Source organism: Salmonella sp. 32020114201800008SM (assembly GCF_017572025.1).
In the GTDB taxonomy this organism is placed as follows: domain Bacteria; phylum Pseudomonadota; class Gammaproteobacteria; order Enterobacterales; family Enterobacteriaceae; genus Salmonella; species Salmonella enterica.
Window position 1 is genome coordinate 967,892 of the sequence record NZ_JAGEQM010000001.1, and the last position, 25,598, is coordinate 993,489.

A 25,598-nucleotide genomic window follows, 5' to 3' on the forward strand; every position below is an offset into this window, starting at 1 on the left:
GTCCTTACAGGTGAAAATCACCCTGATACAGTTTGATATCCAGCGTGGTAGTCATTTGCTGATAACGCATTAACACCCGCGTAAACAGGAGTCCAGTTAGCATTGCCAGAGATCGATAGCCGTTCGGCAGGCTGCAATAACCAAAACGCAGCGTTTGCGAGCGACGAATTGCCGCCGCCTCATCCAGAAGAATAAAGAGAAAGCGCCACGTTAACAGGATTTGCTCGGTAAGCAGGCGTGGAATATGCGCGCGCTTAAGCAAGCTAATTAACTGCGGAAACGGTAGGTTCATCACCAGCCACAACGTCGCGGACAGCGCCGTCAGGCTACGCCAGAACGTTTCATTCGCCGTAACCACGCCCGCACGGGTAATCCCGATCCAGTACGGCCCGACAGATATGCCAGCCAGCAGCATTTGCGGCTCGCGGCTGATGCTGAAGATAATCGTTATCACGCCGACCAACAAAAATCCAAAAGGTATCGCCATCCATCGACACCAGCGCCAGAGGGATATGCGCAATAGCCAACAGCTCAATCCGGCAATGATCAGCAGCTCAATGCCCTGCCCTACAGGCGGCAGAGCAAACGCCAGTATCATCATCGCCAGCCACAGCAAAAACTTGCGCTGCGGCGCAACGTGTGCCCAGCGGCTTTGATAGCTGAGTCGATCAAGCCCGGTCATCACGGCGTTGTTTACCTTTGCAATACCCCAGGATATAAAAAATCACCGCCGCGCCAAGAGAGCCCTGAAGGGTAAACAGCAGGCTTTCAATTTCACCGCTGGCAGGTTCATATAACGGCTGAAACCAGGGTTTATACTGCGGCGCAATAGCCTGAATCTGGCTTTCCGCTTCGCCGTCTGAACCGCCATATTCACCGCCGTGGTTAATAAAAAACGGCAGAATCACCAGCGCCACCACCATCGCTAACAACATCAACGTTTTTTTCATTTTAATGTCCTTGTACGGTAATCACTTGCCGTTTGGTTAACTGGTCATAAATCATGACGGTTAATAAACCTTCGGCAATGGCGACAGGAATCTGTGTGAGGCAGAAAATCCCCATAAACTTCACAACAGACCCTGTCGCTCCGGCATGGGGATCGGGAAACGCAACGCCAAGCTGGACTGAAGTCACAAAATAGGTCGCCAAATCCGCCAGCATCGCGCACAGAAAAACGGCGACATCACGGCGCAGTCCGGCACGGCAGGCCATTTTCCACACCAGATAACCGACAACCGGGCCAATCACCGCCATCGACATTCCATTTGCGCCAAGCGTCGTCAGGCCACCGTGCGCCAGCAATAGCGCCTGAAACAACAGCACAACCGCGCCGAGAATCGCCACCACCCCGGGCCCGAACAAGATAACCGCCAGACCAACGCCGGTCGGATGTGAACAACTCCCCGTTACCGACGGAATTTTGAGCGCGGACAGGACAAAAATAAACGCGCCGCACAGCGCCAGCAGTACCTTCTGATGATTATCCTCCTGCACAATACGCCGTAAGCGCACCAGCCCATACCACAAGCAGGGTAAAAACAGTAACCACCAGGCCAGCGCCCACACTGGCGGTAAAAAGCCCTCCATGATATGCATCGCAAACGCCTGTTGCGGGACAACCATCAGCAATAGCGCTGCAGCCAGTCCACTGAAAGACAACTGTCGAAGCTGCTGTTCAAGTTTCATTCTGCATACTCCCACTGTTTATTGACCAGAATGGTCGAAAAATAGGGCAACGGTCGATCATCGTTGACCTCGTGGAGATGGCGCCAGCACTGCTCGCCGGGCAGCGTGGCCTCGGACATCATTAAGGCGCATTCCAGCAGGCCAGCCTGCGCCAGCAACGCTTTAATACGAGCGAACCGGCCATACACTTTCATCAGCACCAGGCTATCATGCTGTTGTAGCGCCTGGGCTATTTCCGCTTCCGGCGCGGTACAAGAAATAACCGCCAGCGATTGCTGTTCTATGGCGAGCGGCATTTTCGCGCGGGCGGCTATCGCGGCGAAGGACGTGACGCCGGGGACAATCTCCAGCCACTCCGGGCAGCCGATACGCTGGAGTAAAAAAATCCAGGTACTGAATAGCATCGCATCGCCCAGGGTAATAAAACCGACCTGTTTACCCGCTTTCACCTCTGCGGTAAGCGCGGCGGCAACCTCGTTCCAGACCGCTTCTTTCTCGGCGCCGTCAGCGCTCATAGGGAAATGGCAACAACGTACTTCCGTCTGCTCGCCGAGATAGTCGCGCACAATCGACAGCGCCAGACTATCGCCCCCCTTACGACCGGCGGGCGCATACAGAATGTCCAGCGAGCCAAGAATCCGCGCTGCGCGGACGGTTATCAGGTCGGGCGCGCCTGGCCCGGTACTTAATGCGTATAATTTACCGTTCATGCCGCCTCCTCTACCGCCATGTTCAGCGCCTGGTGCAAATGCGCGACAAACATCGCCCGGATAGCCGGGTTTTCTCCCAGCCCGCTCAGCCACGGCGTCGCCGGAATGCCCGCCGCGTTAAAGCGCATTTTCCATGAGTCGCCGTCGTCTGAAGCCATATCATTAATGGCGTGATCGCCCGCCACCAGCATTAATGGCATCAAATGTACGCCGGTGACGCCTTCGTCACGCAGGCTGTCGATCAGGATGTCGACCTCCGGGTAGCTTTCTACGGCGCCGACGCGCGCCGGGAAGCGCTGCGCGGTCATCATATGATCGAGACAGGCATAAGCTGCGAATGCGTGATGGCTGGCGCCGTGGCCCATAAAAACGACTTTCTCCGTTTGTCTGAGCGATGGCATCTGTTGTCGCAACGCCTGCATTAGCTGCACATAATCGTTATGGCTGCTCAGCAGCGGCACGCCCAGCGTCAGGCGAGTGAATAACGGACGCAAGAGTTGTACCTCACGGACAATTTTTTCATATTCGACGCCGTTAATAATGTGCAACGACTGAATCGCCACGTCCTGATATCCCTGTGCGGCAAGCTTTTGCAAAGCCTGTAATGGCGTATCGATGTCGATACCGTCACGCTGGCGAAGCTTGCGAATGATCATTCCGGAAGTGAAGGCGCGAAACAGGTCGCGATCGGGACAGGACGCCGACAGATCACGTTCGCACGCCACAATGTTTTTTTCACAGGTGTCGTGATAGCTGGTGCCAAAACTGACCACCAGAAGCGCTTTTTTCATTTTTACTCCTTAGCTGCGGCCAGCCAGCGCGATAAACGCTGCGCAAAGGCGGCCTGGCTTTCCAGTAACTCATCACCCGTCACAAGCGGCGTCGGGCGCGCAATAACGATGCAAGGAATGCCCGCATCCAGACAGGGCTGAACTTTTTCCTGATATCCCCCCTCCGCGCCGGACGCTTTGGTAATGACCACGTCGGCCCGGCACTGGTGGTAAAACGCGGCGTTAAAATCAGCGCTGAACGGCCCACACAGAGCGAAAATTTCTCCAACGCCGAACCCCAGTTCGCTGCAGCGTTGAATCACCTCCGCCACGGGCAGTACGCGCGCCAGCAACGTTTTTTCCGCCAGCCCGGCACGCCAGACGGCCAGATCTTTACTGCCGGTCGTCAGTAACACGCGCGGACCAAAACGCCTCGCTATCTCGCAGGCATCGGCAATACTGCGCGCCGTATAGAGAAGCGGATGCGTCAGATTGCTAAGCTGCTCCGGACGCTGATAACGACTTAACAACACGCCTGCCGTTTCACAGGCGCGAAGGAGGTTATGGCTGACCATTTCTGCATAAGGATGCGATGCATCTATTACCCAGCGAGTACGGTTTTCTTTTAGCCAGGCGACCATCTGCCCGTACTCCAGACGACCACAGCGCACCTGCCCTTTAATGTCGCCCGCCAGCGCTTTTCCGGCTGGCGTCGCCACGGATAAGGTGTACGCGACGTTCGCCGCATCCAGTTGTCGGCATAACGCGCGCGCATCGCTGGTGCCGCCCACCACCAGCACATCCCCCTCATTCACAGCGTGTAACCTCGCGGCGTTATCATCAGCCCATCCTGAACATAGGTCGTTTTATTACCGACGATGACCAGACTGGTCATATCTACCGGTTCAAAATCCATATCGCCGAGCGTAGTCAGCCATTTTTCCTCTTTCTTACGTCCGGCGGATTTCACCACGCCAACCGGCGTTTGCGCGCTTTTACTGGCGGCAAGCAGGTCAAACGCGCGCGCCAGATGCCCTTCGCGGCCGCGGCTGCGCGGGTTGTAAAAACAGATAACAAAGTCTGCCTCTCCGGCGGCAACAATACGTTTTTCAATTACCGGCCACGGGGTCAGCAGGTCGCTGAGGCTGATATGACAGAAGTCGTGCATCAGCGGCGCACCCAGCAGCGAGGCGGCTGCGATACTGGCGGTCATCCCCGGAATAAGGCGAACCTCTACATCCAGCTTCTGCTTGCTCACCAGCTCCAGCACCAGTCCCGCCATGCCGTAAATACCGGCGTCGCCGCTGCTAATCAGCGCCACGTTATGCCCGGCCTGCGCCAGCTCAATCGCCGCCTGGCAGCGTTCAATCTCTTTGCACATCCCGGTTTTGATCACCTGCTTATCGCCGGTAAAGGCTTTCACCAGGTGGGTGTAGGTTTTATAACCGACGACGATTTCCGCCGCCTGAAGCGCCTCAATCGCCTCCATCGTCATCATTGCCTGCGAACCGGGGCCAATACCAATTACGCTCAACATCAGTGTGCAACTCCTAAAGTAATAGTGACGCCCTGTTCTCGCAGGGTCTCGCCTAACAATTGTCCCTGGCTTAATAACCACGCTGCCGGGCCGGATACGCTGCCAACGCCCACCGTTTTTCTGACGAAGCCAGAACCGGGAAAATGGTGTTCGAATTCGCGTAACGCTTCGGCGGTAAAGGTTTTAAAAGGCACGCGGCAGCAGGAGGCGAGCTGAATAAGCCCCGGCTCCCCTTTTTTGAGCGTGACGCTGCCAATCGCTTTTAACGCCAGCGGATCGAGTTTCTGCGCTTCAAGCTGGCGCGCCAGTAATGTCGCTAACAGGGGAAATGGCGTATCGCGGCGGCAGCCAATTCCCGCCACCACGCGCTGGGGCACCAGTTTCCAGTGCAGTACGGGAAGCTCAGGGAGGTCATTACGCAAAGAGACGCAGATAAGCGCATCCAGTTCAGGCAATCGCTGCAAATCATCAACAGGGATAAAACCACGAATATCGCACTGGCCGATCTCTTCCGTTAGTTCGGCATCCCACCATAACCCCACCCGTTGATGACTGACCAACATCTGGTTAACGGTTTTTACCGCCGTGCGAAGATCGGACATGCGGGCGTTAAGCTGGAAAGCTAAGGTGTCCAACGCGGACATCTCATTGACATCCGTTGCCGTGGTAATCACCGGATCGGCGCCTAACATTCCTGCCAGGTAGCGCGTCAAGGCATTGGCCCCGCCCGCATGACCGGAAAGCAGGCTAATGACATGCTGACCACGTTCATCAATGACGACCACCGCCGGATCGCTGAACTTGTCGTTCACTAACGGCGCCAGGACACGAACGGCAATGCCGGTCGCGCCGATAAAAATAAGCGCGGTATAAGTGGTAAAAGCCTGCCGGGCGGTATTAGCGAATCCGCCATCGAAGGGAATAAATCCCTCTTCCCGCAGTTTTTCACTGGTAAAGCAGGTTAACGGCAGCATCGCGGAGAGTCTCTTTGCCAGCGCCACGCCGCCGGGCGTCAGGCAAAACAACGCAATGGATTCAGGCTTTACGGTATTCATGGCTAAAGTCCGCTGCATAAAGTCTTGAGTAGTGATACTCCTTACCCAGAAAATTCCCGACCAGGATTAGCGCCGTCTTACGGATGCCAGCATCACGTACTTTGTCGCTAATATCCGCTAACGTGCCGCGAACGGTCTGACTTTCCGGCCAGGTAGCCTTATAGATGACTGCGACAGGCGTAGTTGCCGGATAACCGCCGGCAATGAGACGTTCCGCCACCCGATGAATACGCTGAACGGAGAGATAAATCGCCATTGACGTCTGGTGACTGGCGAAAGCCTCCAGTTGTTCGCGCGCCGGTACTGGCGTACGCCCTTCCAGACGGGTAATAATGAGACTCTGCGATACCTCCGGTACGGTATATTCCACACCCAGCTCTGCCGCAGCGCCGAGAAACGCGCTGACGCCAGGCACTACCTGCCAGTCGATACCACGGCGAGTTAACTCTTCGCCTTGCTCACGCACGGAGCCGTACAGCGAAACATCGCCCGTTTGCAAACGCACCACCGTTTTTCCCGCTTTCACGCCCGCGGCCATCAGCTCGATAATCTGCTCAAGATGCAGTTCGGCGCTGTCGTAGCGTTCTGCCTGCGCGGGGCAGTAATCCAGCAGTTCGGTATTGATCAGCGAACCGGCATAGATAACTACCTGCGCCTGTTGCAGCAGGCGGTAGCCTTTAAGCGTGATCAGCTCGCGATCGCCCGGCCCGGCGCCGACGAACCATACACAGCGTGGATCAAATGTCTCTGACATGGTTTTCTTCCTTCTGACAGGCGATAACAAAAACAGGATTGTTCGGTTTGAAATAGTGTCCCGCCCCCAGCGGCGTTAACGATGAAAGCTGAAGCTGTACACAGTCCATTCGACATGCGCCGATGTGGGCAATATGCGCCAGCGCGCTATGGAGGTTTTCCTGCAAGATAAAGGTCATCACCAGACGGCCACCGGGATGCAGATGACCCATCGCCCAGTCAATCAGCGCCGTCAGATGCCCGCCGCTGCCGCCCATAAACACCGCATCGGCTTTCCCGGTTATGGTCATTGGCGCTTCGCCGGGGAGAATATCGATATTGCCGCAGGCAAAGCGCTGACGATTCTCATCAAGCAGCCGTAGCGCGGCAGGATTACGCTCGATAGCCGTCACCTGCAACGAAGGAAATTGCAGCGCCGCTTCAATTGAGACGCTTCCCGTTCCCGCCCCGACGTCAATCAGGTGACTGGCGCGGTGGAGCTCAAGTTTCGACAGTGCCAGCGCCCGTACCGCCTCTTTGGTCATTGGCACGTTCTCGCCGCGCAGAAAAAGCTCATCTTTCATCAAGGATCACCACTGCATTCATTTCATAGTCGGCGTTGACCGCACTGACGGGTAGCCAGTGGATCCGCTCATTTTCCATCGCCAGATTTTCACCAATCACCATTAAGCGATGCCCTTTACCGCGCGCGACCAGTTCCCGGGCGATTTCCCGCGGCCCGCAGCGGGCATCCGTGACCATCGCCACTTTGCGATGGCTCGCCAACTGATCGAAGCTGACGCAACGACCGTGGCTACTGGTCAACCACATGTCATTCATATCAATTCCAGCCTGTGCGCACAGATACTGTACGGCGCTGATGCCAGGGATAATGCGAACCTGTTCGATACCAAAATGCGCCACCAGGCGTGTACCGATGCCATAAAACAGCGGATCGCCGGAGGCCAGCACCACGATCCCTTTATCCCAGCGGGCGGCAATCCAGGACAACAACGCGCCAATATCCGCGCCCAGCGTAAATCGTTCGCCGCCAAACGCCGGAAACTGCGCCAAATGCCGTTTACCGCCTGCCAGCGCATCGGCGTGGTCTATCGCTTCCAGCGCCGCAGGCGTCATCAAATGCCGTCCAGCGGGCCCCATTCCCACGACCGTTAGCATTGCAGCTCCTTAGCAATCTCGTCGACGGGACGATTACTGCCGAGAATATGGTTATCAAAAGAAAACAGGATGGCGTCGCAGACAGGCGGCGTTTTGGTAAAACGCAGCATCTGCATGACTCGCAAACAAATACGCCTGGCAAGATGGTTATAGATATGCCCGAAGCCATATGCTTCAATGTGCTCCATTGCCGCTTCAGTGGTATCGCAATCGCCGACCAGGGTGAGTAACTCCAGCGGCGCGCCCAGTAAAGCTAAATGCGCGACCAGCGTTTCCATGCGCGCATCGGCAATATGGCTATGGGTATGAAAGATCCCGGCGGCGATTTTGATCAATTTTCCAGGATGCCCCACCAGCACTATCTGGCAAAATCCCAGCCGTACCGCCTCTTCAATCATGTAGCCGACAAAATTGCTCATGGTGACGACCGCCTGTGTGTCGACGCCCATTTGTTCGCGAACAAACCGTTCGCCGTGGTTGCCCGGCACGAGTATCACCCGCGTTAATCCTGACGCCCGTTTGATCTCCAGTTCCAGCGATAGCGAGCGTTTCCAGCTTTCTTCCGACATCGGTGTCACAATGCCGGTAGTGCCAATAATGGAAATGCCGCCAAGAATGCCAAGCCGCGAGTTATACGTTTTTTGCGCCCGCGCTTCGCCTTCCGGGGCAAAAATCTCCACATCGGCCCCACGCGCTGGGCCTATCGCTTCGCGCACCGCAGATTCAATGGTATGACGCGGCGTACGATTGATGGCAGCGCTCCCGAGCGGTAGTCCAACCCCTTTACGCGTTACCGTACCAATACCTTCGCCGCCAGTGAGCGTAATCTCACCGCTGTCGTTGAGCGTAACGCGGGCAAAAATCAGCATTCCGTGCGTGGCATCCACATCATCGCCGCCATCTTTACGAATTGCGGCTATCGCCTGCTGGCCTTCAATGTGCGGCGACTCCACGTTCAGGCATAGCGTGACGCCCGACGGCGTGACGATGGAGACCTGATGAATCAGATGTTGACGCAATACCATCAGCGCGGCGACTTTTGCCGCCGCCGTCGCGCAGGAACCGGTGGTATATCCTTTACGTAACGCTTTACCGTGGTGCCAGACCGGCGCGTCAAAAGAAAGCTCGCTCATCAGGCCTCCCGGAGATGATAGAGCAGCGCATTGACGATAGCGGCAGCCACGTTACTGCCGCCTTTACGCCCTAACGCGGCAACCGCGGGGAAATGGCTATGGGTGAGCGCCTCTTTGGACTCCGCCGCGCCGACAAAGCCTACCGGTACGCCCACCACGCCGCTCACCGTCACGTTATGTTCAAGCAAACGGAACAGGGCCGTCGGCGCATTACCGAAAACAAAGAGCTTGTTTTTCTCCTCCTCGGCGATAGCGATATCGACGGCGGCCATTGAACGGGTAATCCCCTGCGTTTGTGCGGCGCGCACCACGCGCGGATCGCTGATATAACAGCGACACTCGCCGCCAAACGTCGCCAGTAATCTTTTATTAATGCCGGACAGCGCCATCGTGGTATCGGTATAAATAATGCACGGATGGCGTAACGCATCACAAAGCTGTTCCAGCGCATCGGCAGAGAACCACAAAATGTCCAGCCAGTCGAAATCGGCGGTGGTATGAATAACCCGCTTGATAATGGCCTCATGGAGCGGACTGGCGAAACGGTAATCAGGACGCGTTTCGCGAATAATGTCGCTAATAATGGTGAAACTGTTGGCCTCAATGGTTTGGGGCTGCTGGATATAATGCATACTGTCGTCCTCAGGCCACGCCAGATAACCCGCACCGCGCCGCAATAAACAGCGCCAGCGCCAGGGTTGAAGCGACCCACATCAATCGAATCGTTCGGGAAATATCGTCCACGGAAATATCGCGCTGCGCGTCGCCTATCCAGGGCTTGTCCACACGCTCGCCAAAGTAGTTATTTGGGCCGCCGAGCTGGATACCTAAGGCGCCGGCCACACACGCTTCCGACCAGGCGCAATTTGGGCTACTGTGGTTATAACGGTCACGCCAGCCAATACGCAGCGCACGCCAACCACTCAGGCGACACAGTCCTGCCGCAATGCCCAGCAACAGCCAGCTCAGTCGGGCGGGAAGATAGTTCGCTACGTCGTCCATACGGGCGCTGACCATACCAATCGCCCGGTATTTTTCATGTTTGTAGCCCACCATTGAATCCAGGGTATTGACGGCTTTGTAGGCCATCGCCAGCGGCGCGCCGCCGAGAAAGAGGAAAAAGAGCGGCGCGATAATGCCGTCAACGGTGTTTTCTGCAACCGTTTCCACCACGGCGCGATTGATCTGCGCTGGCTGAAGTTGCGACGTATCGCGCCCGACGATCCAGGAGAGTTTTATTCGGCTTTCCGCAAGGTCGTTCTTCCGTAACGGTCGTTCAACCTCCTGCGCGGCGTGGGCCAGAGAGCGTCCGGCCAGCGTGGTAAAGATCATCCAGACTTCGACGCTCCAGCCAAACCAGGGGTGAATCCGCTGCGCCAGCGCCAGTACGCCCCATGCCACGCCCCAGGTCGCCCCGACAACCACAACCCACATTACGCCGCCGCCAATCCGCAGCGCTTTATCGCCGGGACAATAGCGACGCACAATACGCTGCACAAACGTGATTAAACGACCTATCCAGCGTACCGGATGGGGCCAGTGTTGAGGGTCGCCGATGATAAAATCCAGCACCCAGGCGATACACCAGGCAAGAATCGTCATAATACGCGCCTCGCCGCCGCCAGCCAGTGCTGCAACATTTCCGGACGCTGGGCGAAATGGACGTGCAGATAGCTGGCAAACGTGTTGCCTGTCTGCCAGCCGCCAGTCCATTCCTGTAACACGCGGCCATCGCGAACCTTACGACAGGCCATAACGGCGGGTGTTTCGGGGATAAAATCTGAGTAGTGAAATTCATGGCCGCGCACTATCTCGCCAGGCGCCGCCAATAGCGTTGGCTGCATAGCCTGCGCCTCACAGTAGCCAAAGCGGGTAAGTCGCTTACCCATTTTGCTGTGACCGGGGATAATATTCGCCATCTGATGAATTTCCCCGCCGCTATCCTCCAGAGTGCTCCCCAGATACATCAGACCACCACACTCCGCGTAAATCGCCACGCCGCGCTGATGCGCCGCCCGCAAATGTTTTAACATCACCGTATTTGCCGCCAGATCCGCGGCGTATAATTCAGGATATCCACCGCCCAGCCAGATCATCTGACAATCAGGCAATGCGCGGTCATGCAGTGGGCTAAAACGCACAATGTTAACGCCGGCACGCTCCAGCAAATCGATGTTATCGGGGTAATAAAAGTTAAAGGCCTCATCATCCGCCAGAGCAAGCGTCAGCCCTGCCCCCGCTGTGTTATCGGGGCGTTCAGGCCACATTCCCGCCGGAAGCGCTGATAACACGCTCAGCGAGAGTAGCGCATCCACATCCACTGTTTGTTCCAGCGAGGCGGCAAAATCATGCCATGATTGCTGATTGACGAGGGATTCTCTGGCGGTAATCAACCCCAGGTGGCGTTCAGGTAATGCGACGCCGTCGCAAGGAGGGACATACCCCAGTACCGGCAGTGAGCAATAATGTTCAATGGCATTTTTGAGGAGCTGATAGTGGGCGTCGCTAGTGACGCGATTCACAATCACGCCCGCGAGGTTGAGGGTCGGGTCGAAGTGCTGAAATCCCATAACGGTAGCCGCAAGCGACGTTGAAACAGCCTTGCCGTCCACCAGTAGGATGACCGGGCAACCAAGCTGTTTGGCCATCGCGGCTGTGCTGCAGTAATTGGGGTCGACGCCATAGCCGTCATACAGCCCCATGACGCCTTCAATGACAGCGATATCCGCCTGCCGCATTTGTTCGCAAAATAAGGCGTTGAGAACAGGAGGAGGAAGAATGAAACTGTCAAGATTACGGGACGCCACGCCACAGATAGCGGTATGCCAGCCGGTATCAAGGTAATCTGGCCCAACTTTAAACGGCTGTACGCGCAGCGCGCGTTTTTGCAGCAGCCTCAACAAACCAAGCGTCACCGTGGTTTTGCCGCAACCGCTTCCTGTGCCTGCAAGAATAAATGCGTGATGCCTTGCCGCCATTACCCTGATCCTGTTCAGGGTGGTAGGGGTATACAGGTACGCGCATGTTCAGTCTTTCGACTGTACGCGTCTTCGCAACCCACTTCCCACCGAAGTTGTTGGTTATCACCGACAGGCAGGTCTTCTGGCTTAGCGTCCTCCTCGCCCGTCCTTCCCAATCTTGCGATCAGTGGTCTTTACGGGGTCGTCAGCATCACAGCAGCGGGGGCTGCGGGGGATTTTCACCCCCTTCCCTACCACAAATGTGGCAAACCTGTTGGTTTACGTTATGGCTGTACGGCACACCCATAACGGCAATTAATAATGTGCTACGTTTTACATTTCTGTGAGCAATAGCCTGAGCGGTTGCTCATCTGACGTTAATCTACTCATCCTTATCGGTATATTGACTATAAAACGTATCGACAAAGCGTAATAAAACTTATCTTTCCTGACACTGTACTTCATCACAAAAATAAAAACTGGTGCAGTTTATGCCCTAAATTTTATTATTTTGTTGCGCTATGACAATTTATTGTTACACCAGATAAATTTTCTTTCTGAAATGATTAAGATACAAAAGACTATCAAAAATCGGCAATAGCAAAATATTGCTATTCATAACGATGGAGGATGAGAATTCTCATTTATCTGCTGGCGATAAGCCTGCGGCGTAACCTGATAGGTCTGGCGGAAGACTTTGCAAAAATAGCTGGTTTGCGAAAAGCCTAAATTACGCGCAATACTGGCAATACTCCAGTCACTATGGCAAAGCAATTCTCTGGCGCTAACCATTCTCTGGCGGTTTACCCACGCATTAAATCCGATTCCCTGATATTTCTTGAATAGCTTACTGAAGTAATAGGGGCTGAGATAGACATGTGAGGCGACATCCTCAAGACGAAGATCGTCGGACAAATGCGCATCAATATAGCGAAGCGCTTTTTTCATTTTACTGTCATGCGGAGTGGGACCACGAGTGGTTTTATTTGCCTCCGATTGCTGCGGATTGTCTTTGATAACCACGAAATTGAGCTGTTTTTTCAGGCAATTCTCAACAATCAGTTTAAGAAGATCGGCGGAAGCGATAACGCGTGAATAGTCCATCTCTGGCACATTCCGAAATTCATTCAAGAGCTCAGGGTCAGCCTGCCAGCGATCGTCAACATTAAGAATGTTTACCAGCTCCACGTCATTACTTAAACGAACCTGCCCGCATAAAACAAAGCCAACTAAATGCCCTGCGATTACCAGCGGAATAGAAAAATCCGTTAGACCGGCATGACAACGATAAATACAGGGTTGATCGGACTTCGATGCCTCCAGTCCCCCGCAGCGATCGCTCATACGACAACGTGTACTATGCTGGGGATGCTGCCGCATCAACTGACAAAACGGCGTGAAATTGAATAGCTCAGATATTTCATCACCATGAATATTGACAACCACAACCGCCAGACCGGTGGCTTGTGCAAAATCCTGTGCGATTTTATTAATGAGTTCTGAGTTCAGAGCGCTCGCAGAAATCATGATAAAACCCCTCAGTTAATTTATTGTTATAAACAAAACACATTATTTACATTCACTTTTTATTAGCATTATCCTGGCCCTGATAAAAAGTACAATGACAATATCAAAAGTCTCCCATTGCTGGGAGACGTTTTGATCAGTTCGTGAAAGCAGATCACGAAATTATCTCACCTGTTTTTACGATACATCATTGCTGTGAATCTGGTTCGCATTTTCTTACAGTTCACAGCGGTTACAAGGTAAATTCTTACCAATAAAATAGCGATATATGGCTGCTCCGGCACAGGCGCCGATAACAGGCGCGACAATCGGCACGATAAAATAAGGGATCTCTCGCCCACCGCTCATCGCCATGTTCCCCCACCCCGCTAACCATGTGAACAGTTTGGGACCGAAATCACGCGCCGGGTTCATTGCAAAACCGGTAAGGGGTCCAGTAGACGCGCCGATAACGGCAACCAGTATCCCAATAAGCAAAGGCGCAAGCGGCCCTTTAGGAATGCCATTGCCATCATCCGTCAATGCCATGATCATGCCCATCAGAATCGACGTAATGACCACTTCCACCAACGCAGCCTGCCATACATTTAGCGCTGCGGCCGGATAGGTACTGAAAATGCTGGCTAATTGCAAACTTTCGACGCTACCGCGCACCATATGATGCGCAGTCTCAAATTCAGTAAAAAGGCTACTATAAAGCACATACGCCAGCAGAGCGCCGCCAAAAGCGCCGGCAAACTGGGCAATAATATAAGGCAATACTTTCTGTTTGGGGAAGCAGGCAAACAGCCACAGCGCAATCGTCACCGCAGGGTTAAGATGTCCGCCGGAGATTCCGGCAGTAAGGTAAACGGCCAGTGAAATTCCAAGCCCCCAAATAATGCAAATCTCCCATAATCCGAGGCTGGCGCCTGCGACTTTGAGCGCGCTCAAACAACCGATACCAAAAAACAAAAAGAGTCCGGTGCCTAAAAATTCCGCACCACATTGCGCCTTTAGAGAATCATTCATGTGACACCTTCTGAGCAAAGTTCGTGTCCTGGCCAGCGCAAGTTTCGGCTGGCGGTAGAGTACAGCTAACCTCACTATAAAAAGTGCCGCCTGTAAATTGTTGGCAACCTGCGAACCTGTCTCCCGGAAAAATCGTGTTGCGATAGCAAAATTTTGCTTTTCCGATATTTTTAGCAGCCCATCATACGGGAGATTCGAGCTATAAAATACGCCTGTGAAAATAATAAAATATTGCACAAGCCAACTTATCAATTTCGAATAAGCATCACATTTTGCGTCTTTCGCCATATCAAATAAAAATACTCTAGTCACTAACAAAAATGTAAAAATGAAATAATAAAAACAAAATAATCATATAGACAATAATAAATTAAATGTAATTTATCAATAAGTTATAAAAGCAAAAGACAATTTAGTCATATTGCTTTCCCATTATTTTCTGATGCTCAACAGCAAGTCAGCCATTCTTTTTCCTCGCATCTTCTTATAGTCCCAACTATCGGAACACTCCATGCGAGGTCTTTATGCAACAAGAAGCACTAGGAATGGTAGAAACCAAAGGCTTAACCGCAGCCATAGAGGCCGCTGATGCAATGGTTAAGTCAGCCAATGTGATGTTAGTGGGCTATGAAAAGATTGGCTCCGGGCTGGTAACCGTCATCGTGCGCGGCGATGTTGGCGCGGTCAAAGCGGCCACCGATGCAGGTGCCGCAGCCGCACGCAACGTGGGTGAAGTGAAAGCCGTACACGTCATCCCACGCCCTCACACCGATGTAGAAAAAATCTTACCGAAGGGAATTAGCCAATGAGCAGCAATGAGCTGGTGGAACAGATCATGGCGCAGGTGATTGCCCGTGTGGCAACGCCGGAACAACAGGCCATCCCTGGTCAACCCCAACCTATACGAGAGACGGCTATGGCAGAAAAAAGCTGCAGTTTAACGGAATTTGTCGGGACCGCCATTGGCGATACCCTGGGCCTGGTTATCGCCAACGTCGATACCGCCCTGCTGGACGCGATGAAGCTTGAGAAGCGCTATCGTTCCATCGGCATTCTCGGCGCCCGCACCGGCGCAGGCCCGCACATTATGGCGGCGGACGAAGCGGTGAAAGCCACCAACACCGAAGTGGTCAGCATTGAGCTGCCGCGCGATACCAAAGGCGGCGCGGGCCACGGTTCGCTGATTATTTTAGGCGGTAACGATGTATCCGACGTCAAGCGCGGTATCGAAGTCGCGCTGAAAGAGCTGGACCGCACCTTCGGTGATGTTTACGGCAACGAAGCCGGGCATATCGAGCTGCAGTACACCGCTCGCGCCAGCTACGCGCTGGAAAAAGCGTTCGGCGCACCGATTGGCCGTGCCTGCGGCGTCATCGTCGGCGCTCCGGCTTCCGTCGGCGTACTGATGGCCGATACCGCCCTGAAGTCAGCCAACGTTGAAGTCGTGGCGTACAGCTCTCCGGCGCACGGCACCAGCTTTAGTAACGAAGCCATTCTGGTGATTTCCGGCGACTCCGGCGCGGTCCGTCAGGCGGTGACCTCCGCCCGCGAAATCGGCAAAACCGTCCTTGCGACCCTCGGTTCTGAACCGAAAAACGATCGCCCGTCCTACATCTGATACCCACGAGGCTGATTCATGAGATCGAAAAGATTTGAAGCACTGGCGAAACGCCCTGTGAATCAGGACGGCTTTGTTAAGGAGTGGATCGAAGAAGGCTTTATCGCAATGGAAAGCCCGAACGATCCGAAACCGTCGATTAAAATCGTTAACGGCGCGGTGACCGAGCTGGACGGAAAACCGGTTAGCGAATTCGACCTGATCGACCACTTTATCGCCCGCTACGGCATCAACCTGAACCGCGCCGAAGAAGTGATGGCGATGGATTCGGTCAAGCTGGCTAACATGCTCTGCGATCCGAACGTCAAGCGCAGCGAAATCGTCCCGCTAACCACCGCGATGACCCCAGCGAAAATTGTTGAAGTGGTTTCGCATATGAACGTGGTTGAGATGATGATGGCGATGCAGAAAATGCGCGCCCGCCGTACTCCATCTCAACAGGCGCACGTCACCAACGTTAAAGACAACCCGGTGCAAATTGCCGCCGATGCCGCCGAAGGCGCATGGCGCGGGTTTGACGAACAAGAGACGACGGTTGCGGTAGCGCGCTATGCGCCGTTCAACGCCATCGCGCTGCTGGTTGGTTCTCAGGTAGGTCGTCCGGGGGTACTGACTCAATGCTCGCTGGAAGAAGCCACCGAGCTGAAGCTCGGCATGCTGGGCCACACCTGCTACGCCGAAACCATCTCCGTTTACGGCACCGAGCCGGTCTTCACCGACGGTGACGATACCCCATGGTCGAAGGGCTTCTTAGCCTCTTCCTACGCCTCTCGCGGCCTGAAAATGCGCTTCACCTCCGGCTCCGGCTCCGAAGTGCAGATGGGCTACGCCGAAGGCAAATCCATGCTGTATCTGGAAGCGCGCTGCATCTATATCACCAAAGCCGCGGGCGTTCAGGGGCTGCAAAACGGCTCCGTAAGCTGTATCGGCGTACCGTCTGCCGTGCCGTCAGGTATTCGTGCCGTGCTGGCGGAAAACCTGATCTGCTCGTCACTGGATCTGGAATGCGCCTCCAGTAACGACCAGACCTTCACCCACTCCGATATGCGTCGTACCGCGCGCCTGCTGATGCAGTTCCTGCCGGGTACCGACTTTATCTCCTCCGGTTATTCCGCGGTGCCGAACTACGACAACATGTTCGCCGGTTCCAACGAAGATGCGGAAGACTTTGACGACTACAACGTTATCCAGCGTGACCTGAAAGTGGACGGCGGTCTGCGCCCGGTTCGTGAAGAGGACGTTATCGCCATCCGTAACAAAGCCGCCCGCGCGCTGCAGGCCGTGTTTGCCGGAATGGGACTACCGCCGATTACCGATGAAGAAGTTGAAGCCGCGACCTATGCCCACGGTTCGAAAGATATGCCGGAGCGTAACATCGTCGAAGACATCAAGTTCGCCCAGGAAATCATCAATAAAAACCGCAACGGTCTGGAAGTCGTTAAAGCGCTGGCGCAGGGCGGGTTTACCGACGTGGCCCAGGACATGCTCAACATCCAGAAAGCCAAGCTAACCGGCGACTATTTGCACACCTCCGCCATTATCGTCGGCGACGGACAAGTGCTCTCTGCGGTTAATGACGTCAATGACTATGCCGGTCCGGCAACAGGTTATCGCCTGCAGGGAGAACGCTGGGAAGAGATTAAAAACATCCCTGGCGCTCTTGATCCCAACGAGATTGATTAAGGGGTGAGAAATGGAAATTAATGAAAAATTGCTGCGCCAGATAATTGAAGACGTGCTCCGCGATATGAAGGGCAGCGATAAACCCGTCTCGTTTAATGCGCCTGCGGCATCCACAGCACCACAGACCGCTGCGCCTGCGGGCGACGGCTTTCTGACCGAAGTGGGCGAAGCGCGCCAGGGTACTCAGCAGGACGAAGTCATTATCGCCGTCGGCCCGGCATTTGGCCTGGCACAGACTGTTAATATCGTCGGCTTACCGCATAAGAGCATCCTGCGCGAAGTCATTGCCGGTATTGAAGAAGAAGGTATCAGGGCGCGCGTGATTCGTTGCTTTAAATCTTCCGACGTGGCGTTCGTCGCCGTTGAAGGTAACCGCCTGAGCGGCTCCGGCATTTCCATCGGCATCCAGTCGAAAGGCACTACGGTTATCCACCAGCAGGGACTACCGCCGCTCTCCAACCTGGAGCTGTTCCCGCAAGCACCGCTGCTGACGCTGGAAACCTACCGTCAGATTGGTAAAAACGCCGCCCGTTATGCGAAACGCGAATCACCGCAGCCGGTCCCTACGCTGAATGACCAGATGGCACGCCCGAAGTACCAGGCAAAGTCGGCCATTTTGCACATTAAAGAGACCAAGTACGTCGTGACGGGCAAAAACCCGCAGGAACTACGCGTGGCGCTTTGATAAAGGATAACTCCATGAATACCGACGCAATTGAATCGATGGTTCGGGACGTATTGAGCCGCATGAACAGCCTGCAGGGCGATGCGCCAGCCGCGGCTTCGGCGGCAGGCGGCATGTCCCGCAGCGCAAAGGTCAGCGACTACCCGCTGGCGAACAAACACCCGGAATGGGTGAAAACCGCCACCAATAAAACGCTGGACGACTTTACGCTGGAAAACGTGCTGAGCAATAAAGTCACCGCTCAGGATATGCGTATTACCCCGGAAACCCTGCGCTTACAGGCGTCTATCGCCAAAGATGCGGGCCGCGACCGGCTGGCGATGAACTTTGAACGCGCCGCCGAACTGACCGCGGTACCGGACGATCGCATTCTTGAAATCTACAACGCCCTTCGCCCCTATCGCTCGACGAAAGAAGAGCTGCTCGCTATCGCCGACGATCTCGAAAACCGTTATCAGGCGAAGATTTGCGCAGCTTTCGTTCGTGAAGCGGCAGGGCTGTACGTTGAGCGTAAAAAACTCAAAGGCGACGATTAAGGATTTCGTATGCGATATATAGCTGGCATTGACATCGGTAACTCATCAACGGAAGTCGCACTGGCGCGGCAAGATGAGACTGGCGCACTAACGATTACACACAGCGCGCTGGCGGAAACCACCGGGATCAAAGGCACGTTGCGTAACGTGTTCGGCATTCAGGAAGCGCTCGCCCTCGTCGCAAAGCGCGCGGGGATCAATGTCAGCGATATTTCGCTCATCCGCATTAACGAAGCCACGCCGGTGATTGGCGATGTGGCGATGGAAACCATTACCGAAACCATCATCACCGAATCGACAATGATCGGCCATAACCCAAAAACGCCGGGCGGAGCAGGCCTTGGTGTGGGTATCACGATTACGCCGGAGGAGCTGTTAACCCGCCCGGCGGACTCGTCCTATATTCTGGTGGTATCGTCAGCCTTTGATTTTGCTGATATCGCCAATGTTATCAACGCCTCAATGCGCGCCGGATACCAGATTACCGGCGTCATTTTGCAGCGCGACGATGGCGTACTGGTCAGCAACCGGCTGGAAAAATCGCTACCGATTGTCGATGAAGTTCTGTACATCGACCGCATTCCGCTGGGGATGCTGGCGGCGATTGAAGTCGCCGTGCCGGGAAAGGTTATCGAAACCCTCTCCAACCCTTACGGCATCGCCACCGTATTTAATCTCAACGCCGATGAGACGAAAAACATCGTCCCGATGGCGCGCGCGCTGATTGGCAACCGTTCCGCCGTGGTGGTTAAAACGCCATCCGGCGACGTCAAAGCGCGCGCAATACCCGCCGGTAACCTGGAGCTGCAGGCTCAGGGTCGTACCGTGCGCGTGGATGTTGCCGCCGGTGCCGAAGCTATCATGAAAGCGGTGGACGGCTGCGGCAAGCTCGACAACGTCACCGGCGAGGCCGGGACCAATATCGGCGGCATGCTGGAGCACGTACGCCAGACCATGGCCGAGCTAACCAATAAGCCCAGCAGCGAGATTTTCATTCAGGATCTTCTGGCCGTTGACACCTCGGTTCCGGTGAGCGTCACCGGCGGTCTGGCCGGGGAGTTCTCGCTGGAGCAGGCCGTCGGCATCGCCTCAATGGTGAAATCAGACCGTCTGCAGATGGCGATGATTGCCCGTGAAATTGAGCAGAAGCTTAATATCGACGTGCAGATCGGCGGCGCTGAGGCTGAAGCCGCCATTCTGGGCGCGCTGACCACGCCGGGTACCACCCGACCGCTGGCGATCCTCGACCTCGGCGCGGGCTCCACCGATGCCTCCATCATCAACCCTAAAGGCGAAATCATCGCCACCCATCTCGCCGGAGCAGGCGACATGGTCACGATGATTATTGCCCGCGAACTGGGGCTGGAAGACCGCTATCTGGCGGAAGAGATCAAAAAATACCCGCTGGCTAAGGTCGAAAGCCTGTTCCACTTACGCCACGAGGATGGCAGCGTCCAGTTCTTCCCGACGCCGCTGCCTCCTGCGGTGTTCGCCCGCGTCTGCGTGGTGAAACCGGACGAACTGGTGCCGCTTCCCGGCGACTTAGCGCTGGAAAAAGTGCGCGCCATTCGCCGCAGCGCTAAAGAACGCGTCTTTGTCACCAACGCCCTGCGCGCGCTGCGTCAGGTCAGTCCAACCGGCAACATTCGCGATATTCCGTTCGTGGTGCTGGTCGGCGGCTCGTCGCTGGATTTCGAAGTTCCGCAGCTGGTCACCGATGCGCTGGCGCACTACCGCCTGGTCGCCGGGCGAGGAAATATTCGCGGCAGCGAAGGCCCAAGAAACGCGGTGGCCACCGGCCTGATTCTCTCCTGGCACAAGGAATTTGCATATGGACAGTAATCACAGCGCCCCGGCCATCGTCATTACCGTTATCAACGACTGCGCCAGCCTCTGGCACGAAGTGCTGCTGGGTATCGAAGAGGAAGGCATCCCTTTCCTGCTTCAGCATCACCCGGCTGGAGATGTCGTTGACAGCGCCTGGCAGGCGGCGCGCAGCTCGCCGCTGCTGGTCGGCATCGCCTGCGATCGCCATACGCTGGTCGTACATTACAAGAATTTACCCGCATCGGCACCGCTTTTTACGCTGATGCATCATCAGGACAGTCAGGCCCAACGCAACACCGGTAATAACGCGGCACGGCTGGTCAAAGGGATCCCTTTTCGGGATCTCCATGCTTAATCACAGGAGAACGGCAGTATGAATAACGCACTGGGACTGGTTGAAACAAAAGGGCTGGTCGGCGCCATTGAAGCCGCCGACGCAATGGTGAAATCCGCCAACGTACAGCTGGTGGGCTACGAAAAAATTGGTTCTGGCCTGGTTACCGTCATGGTTCGCGGCGATGTCGGCGCGGTTAAAGCAGCCGTAGATGCCGGCAGCGCAGCGGCAAGCGTCGTGGGTGAAGTGAAATCCTGCCACGTTATCCCGCGTCCGCACAGTGATGTTGAGGCCATTTTACCGAAATCAGCCTAATCGATGGCGAATAAGGAGCACCGCGTGAAGCAATCACTGGGATTACTTGAAGTTTGTGGTCTGGCACTGGCTATCAGCTGCGCCGATATCATGGCGAAATCCGCTTCTATCACGCTGCTCGCCCTCGAAAAGACCAATGGTTCAGGCTGGATGGTGATTAAAATTACCGGTGATGTGGCCTCCGTGCAGGCGGCCATCACCACCGGTGCGCAATTTGCCGAACAGCGGAATGGTCTGGTGGCCCACAAGGTTATTGCCAGGCCCGGAGAAGGGATCCTGCTCGCAGAGACACCCTCCCCCTCCGTCATTGAACCTGAGCCTGAAGCGTCAGAGATAGCTGATGTCGTTTCTGAAGCGCCAGCCGAAGAGGCCCCGCAGGAATCAGAACTGGTCAGCTGCAATCTGTGTCTGGATCCAAAATGTCCGCGCCAGAAGGGCGAACCTCGTACGCTTTGCATTCATTCCGGCAAGCGAGGTGAAGCGTAATGGATAAAGAGCTTCTGCAATCAACGGTCCGTAAAGTTCTCGACGAGATGCGCCAGCGGCCTATTCCGCTGGGCGTCTCAAACCGTCATATCCACCTGTCCGCGCAGGATTATGAGCGGCTGTTTCCCGGCCATCCCATCAGCGAAAAAAAAGCGCTACTGCAGCCGGGACAATATGCTGCGGAGCAAACCGTCACCCTGGTAGGGCCGAAAGGACAGCTCAAAAATGTGCGCCTGCTCGGCCCGCTGCGCTCGGTAAGCCAGGTAGAAATATCGCGTACCGATGCCAGAACACTGGGGATTGCCGCGTCGCTGAGAATGTCCGGCAACCTGAAGGGCACACCTGGCATCCGCCTGGTCAGCCCCTTTGGCGAACTGGAGCTACCTTCCGGGGTTATCGTCGCGCAGCGGCATATTCATATGTCGCCGCTTGATGCGCTGATCCTGAAGGTCTCCCACGGCGATAGGGTTTCGGTAGCGATTGAAGGCGACGAGCGCGGGCTGATTTTCAACAATGTGGCGATTCGCGTTTCACCGGACATGCGCCTCGAAATGCACATTGATACCGATGAAGCCAACGCCGCTGGTGCCGATAACCCGCAGGCCTTTGCCCGGCTGGTAGGCCCGCGATGAACGGCGAAACTCTGCAGCGCATTGTCGAGGAGATTGTCTCCCGACTGCAGCGCCGTGCCCAGAGCACGGTAACGCTGAGCGTTGCGCAGCTTCGCGATGCCGACTGCCCAGCGCTGTTCTGTCAGCACGCGTCGCTGCGCATCCTGCTCGTCGACCTGCCGCTGCTGGGTCAGCTTGCGGATGCAGAAACCGACGATGCCGCCGCCCGGAAAATTCACGACGCGCTGGCGTTTGGCATCCGCGTACAGCTCAGCCTGCACAGCCAGCTGCTGCCGGTTATCCCGGTAAAAAAACTGGCTCGTCTGCCGGTGGTATTCACCGATGAGCGCGGACTGCCGCTGGTTCTGCATGCGGGTTCGGTGCTGAGCTATCGCGATGTCGCGCTGCTAAACCGGGGGCGTCTGGTTATCCACCGCAAATGCATCGTGACCGCCCTGGCGCGCGAAGCAGCTAATGCGCGGAATATTCAATTAATTAAGCAGGAGTAAATCATGCATCTGGCACGAGTCACGGGCGCGGTTGTCTCCACGCAAAAATCACCTTCTTTGATTGGGAAAAAGCTGCTGCTGGTGCGTCGGGTCAGCGCCGATGGCGAACTCCCCGCCTCGCCCACCTCCGGCGATGAAGTGGCCGTGGACTCCGTCGGCGCGGGCGTCGGCGAACTGGTTTTGCTCAGCGGCGGCTCCAGCGCCAGGCACGTTTTTTCCGGGCCAAATGAGGCCATCGACCTCGCCGTTGTCGGCATTGTAGATACGCTTTCGCGTTAAGGGGCGGTTATGGCGATTTATACCCGAACAGGTGACGCTGGCACCACATCACTGTTTACCGGCCAGCGGGTGAGCAAAACCCACCCGCGGGTTGAAGCCTACGGCACGCTGGATGAGCTGAACGCCGCGCTGAGCCTGTGCGCCTGCGCCGCTGCGGATGAAAATCACCGCACCTTACTCGAGGCCATCCAGCAGCAACTTTTTTGGTTTAGCGCAGAGCTGGCCAGCGACAGCGAGCAGCCGTCGCCCAAACAGCGCTACATCAGCAGCGAAGAGATTTCGGCCCTGGAAGCCGCTATCGATCGGGCAATGGCCCGCGTCGAACCGCTGCACAGCTTTATTTTACCCGGACGCTGCGAAGCCGCGAGCCGATTACATTTTGCCCGCACGCTGGCGCGCCGCGCCGAACGCCGTCTGGTTGAACTGGCAACTGAAGTCAACGTACGCCAGGTGCTGATGCGCTACATCAACCGCTTATCGGACTGCCTGTACGCCCTGGCCCGCGCGGAAGATAGCGATGCGCACCAGGCCAACATCATCCGCGAAGTTAGCAAGCGCTATCTGGCTGCCAGCCAGCCGACCCGCAGCAAGGAGACAACGCCCGTGGCCCTCTCATTCCACGATCTGCACCAGCTCACCCGCGCCGCCGTTGAACGCGCGCAGCAACTGCAGGTTCCGGTAGTCGTCAGCATCGTTGACGCGCACGGCACGGAAACTGTGACCTGGCGGATGCCGGACGCCCTGCTGGTCAGCAGCGAGCTGGCGCCGAAAAAGGCCTGGACCGCAGTGGCGATGAAAACGGCGACCCATGAGCTGAGCGATGTCGTTCAGCCGGGCGCCGCGCTTTACGGTCTGGAAAGTCATTTACAGGGAAAAGTGGTCACCTTTGGCGGCGGTTACGCCCTGTGGCGCGGCGGCATATTAATTGGGGGTCTTGGCATCAGCGGCGGCAGCGTTGAGCAGGACATGGACATAGCACAGACCGCCATCGCGGCTATTAACGTGGGAACTCATCAATGAATACTTCTGAACTCGAAACCCTGATTCGCACCATTCTTAGCGAGCAATTAACCACGCCGGCGCAAACGCCGGTCCAGCCTCAGGGCAAAGGGATTTTCCAGTCCGTGAGCGAGGCCATCGACGCCGCGCACCAGGCGTTCTTACGTTATCAGCAGTGCCCGCTAAAAACCCGCAGCGCCATTATCAGCGCGATGCGTCAGGAGCTGACGCCGCTGCTGGCGCCCCTGGCGGAAGAGAGCGCCAATGAAACGGGGATGGGCAACAAAGAAGATAAATTTCTCAAAAACAAGGCTGCGCTGGACAACACGCCGGGCGTAGAAGATCTCACCACCACCGCGCTGACCGGCGACGGCGGCATGGTGCTGTTTGAATACTCACCGTTTGGCGTTATCGGTTCGGTCGCCCCAAGCACCAACCCGACGGAAACCATCATCAACAACAGTATCAGCATGCTGGCGGCGGGCAACAGTATCTACTTTAGCCCGCATCCGGGAGCGAAAAAGGTCTCTCTGAAGCTGATTAGCCTGATTGAAGAGATTGCCTTCCGCTGCTGCGGCATCCGCAATCTGGTGGTGACCGTGGCGGAACCCACCTTCGAAGCGACCCAGCAGATGATGGCCCACCCGCGAATCGCAGTACTGGCCATTACCGGCGGCCCGGGCATTGTGGCAATGGGCATGAAGAGCGGTAAGAAGGTGATTGGCGCTGGCGCGGGTAACCCGCCCTGCATCGTTGATGAAACGGCGGACCTGGTGAAAGCGGCGGAAGATATCATCAACGGCGCGTCATTCGATTACAACCTGCCCTGCATTGCCGAGAAGAGCCTGATCGTAGTGGAGAGTGTCGCCGAACGTCTGGTGCAGCAAATGCAAACCTTCGGCGCGCTGCTGTTAAGCCCTGCCGATACCGACAAACTCCGCGCCGTCTGCCTGCCTGAAGGCCAGGCGAATAAAAAACTGGTCGGCAAGAGCCCATCGGCCATGCTGGAAGCCGCCGGGATCGCTGTCCCTGCAAAAGCGCCGCGTCTGCTGATTGCGCTGGTTAACGCTGACGATCCGTGGGTCACCAGCGAACAGTTGATGCCGATGCTGCCGGTGGTAAAAGTCAGCGATTTCGATAGCGCGCTGGCGCTGGCCCTGAAGGTTGAAGAGGGACTGCATCATACCGCCATTATGCACTCGCAGAACGTGTCGCGCCTGAACCTCGCGGCCCGCACCCTGCAAACCTCGATATTCGTCAAAAACGGCCCATCTTATGCCGGGATCGGCGTCGGCGGCGAAGGCTTTACCACCTTCACTATCGCCACGCCAACCGGTGAAGGGACCACGTCAGCGCGTACTTTTGCCCGTTCCCGGCGCTGCGTACTGACCAACGGCTTTTCTATTCGCTAAC

General features: G+C 55.9%; 31 protein-coding genes and 1 riboswitch. Of the genes, 14 read left to right on the forward strand and 17 right to left on the reverse strand.

Annotated elements, in window-relative coordinates; all coding sequences use genetic code 11:
- Positions 1–4: 4 nt before the first annotated feature.
- The 17 genes from J4613_RS04985 to pduF form a co-directional block, all read right to left on the reverse strand.
- Entirely contained in the window at positions 5–682 is a 678-nt protein-coding gene (locus tag J4613_RS04985; RefSeq protein ID WP_000147127.1) for an energy-coupling factor ABC transporter transmembrane protein, read from the reverse strand.
- Positions 669–950 carry an energy-coupling factor ABC transporter substrate-binding protein gene (locus tag J4613_RS04990; RefSeq protein ID WP_000753212.1) on the reverse strand — a complete coding sequence of 94 codons (282 nt, stop codon included), beginning with the start codon at positions 948–950 and terminating at the stop codon, positions 669–671. The genes J4613_RS04985 and J4613_RS04990 overlap by 14 nt, the downstream gene beginning before the upstream one ends.
- Position 951: 1 nt before the next feature.
- Positions 952–1,689, reverse strand: a complete 738-nt coding sequence (cbiM, locus tag J4613_RS04995) for a cobalt ECF transporter S component CbiM (RefSeq protein WP_000764336.1) — start codon at positions 1,687–1,689, stop codon at positions 952–954.
- Entirely contained in the window at positions 1,686–2,399 is a 714-nt protein-coding gene (locus J4613_RS05000; protein ID WP_001748552.1) for a cobalt-factor II C(20)-methyltransferase, read from the reverse strand. The genes cbiM and J4613_RS05000 overlap by 4 nt, the downstream gene beginning before the upstream one ends.
- Complete coding sequence (locus tag J4613_RS05005) at positions 2,396–3,190, reverse strand: sirohydrochlorin cobaltochelatase (RefSeq protein ID WP_111742316.1); 795 nt, start codon at positions 3,188–3,190, stop codon at positions 2,396–2,398. The genes J4613_RS05000 and J4613_RS05005 overlap by 4 nt, the downstream gene beginning before the upstream one ends.
- Positions 3,191–3,192: 2 nt before the next feature.
- Complete coding sequence (locus J4613_RS05010) at positions 3,193–3,984, reverse strand: cobalt-precorrin-6A reductase (protein WP_001001975.1); 792 nt, start codon at positions 3,982–3,984, stop codon at positions 3,193–3,195.
- Positions 3,981–4,706, reverse strand: a complete 726-nt coding sequence (locus J4613_RS05015) for a precorrin-3B C(17)-methyltransferase (RefSeq protein WP_000953643.1) — start codon at positions 4,704–4,706, stop codon at positions 3,981–3,983. Before J4613_RS05015 ends, J4613_RS05010 begins: the two co-directional genes overlap by 4 nt.
- Positions 4,706–5,761 (reverse strand): cobalt-precorrin 5A hydrolase, encoded by a 1,056-nt coding sequence (gene cbiG / locus J4613_RS05020; RefSeq protein WP_001098927.1) that lies wholly within the window; start codon positions 5,759–5,761, stop codon positions 4,706–4,708. The genes J4613_RS05015 and cbiG overlap by 1 nt, the downstream gene beginning before the upstream one ends.
- Positions 5,742–6,515, reverse strand: coding sequence for a cobalt-precorrin-4 methyltransferase (locus tag J4613_RS05025; protein WP_000004870.1), 774 nt, complete (start codon positions 6,513–6,515; stop codon positions 5,742–5,744). The genes cbiG and J4613_RS05025 overlap by 20 nt, the downstream gene beginning before the upstream one ends.
- Positions 6,499–7,077, reverse strand: a complete 579-nt coding sequence (locus J4613_RS05030) for a decarboxylating cobalt-precorrin-6B (C(15))-methyltransferase (protein WP_061383541.1) — start codon at positions 7,075–7,077, stop codon at positions 6,499–6,501. Before J4613_RS05030 ends, J4613_RS05025 begins: the two co-directional genes overlap by 17 nt.
- Complete coding sequence (locus J4613_RS05035) at positions 7,067–7,672, reverse strand: cobalt-precorrin-7 (C(5))-methyltransferase (RefSeq protein WP_000958839.1); 606 nt, start codon at positions 7,670–7,672, stop codon at positions 7,067–7,069. Before J4613_RS05035 ends, J4613_RS05030 begins: the two co-directional genes overlap by 11 nt.
- Positions 7,666–8,805, reverse strand: coding sequence for a cobalt-precorrin-5B (C(1))-methyltransferase CbiD (gene cbiD, locus J4613_RS05040; protein ID WP_001292914.1), 1,140 nt, complete (start codon positions 8,803–8,805; stop codon positions 7,666–7,668). The genes J4613_RS05035 and cbiD overlap by 7 nt, the downstream gene beginning before the upstream one ends.
- Positions 8,805–9,437, reverse strand: a complete 633-nt coding sequence (locus tag J4613_RS05045; protein WP_000558988.1) for a cobalt-precorrin-8 methylmutase — start codon at positions 9,435–9,437, stop codon at positions 8,805–8,807. Before J4613_RS05045 ends, cbiD begins: the two co-directional genes overlap by 1 nt.
- 10 nt (positions 9,438–9,447) lie before the next feature.
- On the reverse strand, positions 9,448–10,407 hold the full coding sequence (gene cbiB, locus J4613_RS05050; protein ID WP_000153647.1) for an adenosylcobinamide-phosphate synthase CbiB: 960 nt from the start codon (positions 10,405–10,407) through the stop codon (positions 9,448–9,450).
- Positions 10,404–11,783 carry a cobyrinate a,c-diamide synthase gene (locus J4613_RS05055; protein ID WP_111742315.1) on the reverse strand — a complete coding sequence of 460 codons (1,380 nt, stop codon included), beginning with the start codon at positions 11,781–11,783 and terminating at the stop codon, positions 10,404–10,406. Before J4613_RS05055 ends, cbiB begins: the two co-directional genes overlap by 4 nt.
- 96 nt (positions 11,784–11,879) lie before the next feature.
- Positions 11,880–12,055: riboswitch (cobalamin riboswitch) on the reverse strand.
- Positions 12,056–12,380: 325 nt separating this feature from the next.
- Entirely contained in the window at positions 12,381–13,292 is a 912-nt protein-coding gene (pocR, locus tag J4613_RS05060; protein ID WP_000622326.1) for a regulatory protein PocR, read from the reverse strand.
- Between the two features lie 216 nt (positions 13,293–13,508).
- On the reverse strand, positions 13,509–14,303 hold the full coding sequence (gene pduF / locus J4613_RS05065; protein ID WP_001000023.1) for a propanediol diffusion facilitator PduF: 795 nt from the start codon (positions 14,301–14,303) through the stop codon (positions 13,509–13,511).
- A gap of 524 nt (positions 14,304–14,827) precedes the next feature.
- Between pduF and pduA the strand changes: the two genes are divergently transcribed.
- The 14 genes from pduA to pduP are packed head-to-tail and all read left to right on the forward strand — an operon-like array spanning position 14,828 to position 25,597.
- Positions 14,828–15,112: a propanediol utilization microcompartment protein PduA gene (gene pduA / locus J4613_RS05070; protein ID WP_001183618.1), complete on the forward strand. Its 285-nt coding sequence runs from the start codon at positions 14,828–14,830 to the stop codon at positions 15,110–15,112.
- Positions 15,109–15,921 (forward strand): propanediol utilization microcompartment protein PduB, encoded by an 813-nt coding sequence (gene pduB / locus J4613_RS05075; RefSeq protein ID WP_000097500.1) that lies wholly within the window; start codon positions 15,109–15,111, stop codon positions 15,919–15,921. Before pduA ends, pduB begins: the two co-directional genes overlap by 4 nt.
- 18 nt (positions 15,922–15,939) lie before the next feature.
- Positions 15,940–17,604: a propanediol dehydratase large subunit PduC gene (gene pduC / locus J4613_RS05080; RefSeq protein ID WP_001256896.1), complete on the forward strand. Its 1,665-nt coding sequence runs from the start codon at positions 15,940–15,942 to the stop codon at positions 17,602–17,604.
- Between the two features lie 10 nt (positions 17,605–17,614).
- Complete coding sequence (gene pduD / locus J4613_RS05085; protein WP_000405049.1) at positions 17,615–18,289, forward strand: propanediol dehydratase medium subunit PduD; 675 nt, start codon at positions 17,615–17,617, stop codon at positions 18,287–18,289.
- A gap of 14 nt (positions 18,290–18,303) precedes the next feature.
- On the forward strand, positions 18,304–18,825 hold the full coding sequence (gene pduE / locus J4613_RS05090) for a propanediol dehydratase small subunit PduE (protein ID WP_111742314.1): 522 nt from the start codon (positions 18,304–18,306) through the stop codon (positions 18,823–18,825).
- Between the two features lie 9 nt (positions 18,826–18,834).
- A complete protein-coding gene (gene pduG / locus J4613_RS05095; RefSeq protein WP_023202810.1) occupies positions 18,835–20,667 on the forward strand; it encodes a propanediol dehydratase reactivase alpha subunit PduG in 1,833 nt (610 codons plus the stop codon).
- On the forward strand, positions 20,657–21,007 hold the full coding sequence (gene pduH, locus J4613_RS05100) for a propanediol dehydratase reactivase beta subunit PduH (RefSeq protein ID WP_000377974.1): 351 nt from the start codon (positions 20,657–20,659) through the stop codon (positions 21,005–21,007). The genes pduG and pduH overlap by 11 nt, the downstream gene beginning before the upstream one ends.
- Positions 21,008–21,025: 18 nt before the next feature.
- A complete protein-coding gene (gene pduJ, locus J4613_RS05105; RefSeq protein ID WP_001057755.1) occupies positions 21,026–21,301 on the forward strand; it encodes a propanediol utilization microcompartment protein PduJ in 276 nt (91 codons plus the stop codon).
- A 3-nt stretch (positions 21,302–21,304) separates the two neighbouring features.
- A complete protein-coding gene (gene pduK / locus J4613_RS05110) occupies positions 21,305–21,787 on the forward strand; it encodes a propanediol utilization microcompartment protein PduK (RefSeq protein WP_001284393.1) in 483 nt (160 codons plus the stop codon).
- Positions 21,787–22,419 (forward strand): phosphate propanoyltransferase, encoded by a 633-nt coding sequence (locus J4613_RS05115; RefSeq protein ID WP_111742313.1) that lies wholly within the window; start codon positions 21,787–21,789, stop codon positions 22,417–22,419. Before pduK ends, J4613_RS05115 begins: the two co-directional genes overlap by 1 nt.
- Positions 22,416–22,907, forward strand: coding sequence for a microcompartment protein PduM (pduM, locus tag J4613_RS05120; protein ID WP_001012970.1), 492 nt, complete (start codon positions 22,416–22,418; stop codon positions 22,905–22,907). Before J4613_RS05115 ends, pduM begins: the two co-directional genes overlap by 4 nt.
- Positions 22,908–22,910: 3 nt before the next feature.
- Complete coding sequence (pduN, locus tag J4613_RS05125; protein ID WP_000549825.1) at positions 22,911–23,186, forward strand: propanediol utilization microcompartment protein PduN; 276 nt, start codon at positions 22,911–22,913, stop codon at positions 23,184–23,186.
- 9 nt (positions 23,187–23,195) lie between these two features.
- Positions 23,196–24,206 (forward strand): two-domain cob(I)yrinic acid a,c-diamide adenosyltransferase PduO, encoded by a 1,011-nt coding sequence (gene pduO / locus J4613_RS05130; RefSeq protein WP_001029488.1) that lies wholly within the window; start codon positions 23,196–23,198, stop codon positions 24,204–24,206.
- Entirely contained in the window at positions 24,203–25,597 is a 1,395-nt protein-coding gene (pduP, locus tag J4613_RS05135) for a CoA-acylating propionaldehyde dehydrogenase PduP (protein ID WP_001097680.1), read from the forward strand. The genes pduO and pduP overlap by 4 nt, the downstream gene beginning before the upstream one ends.
- The last annotated feature ends 1 nt before the right edge of the window (position 25,598 follow it).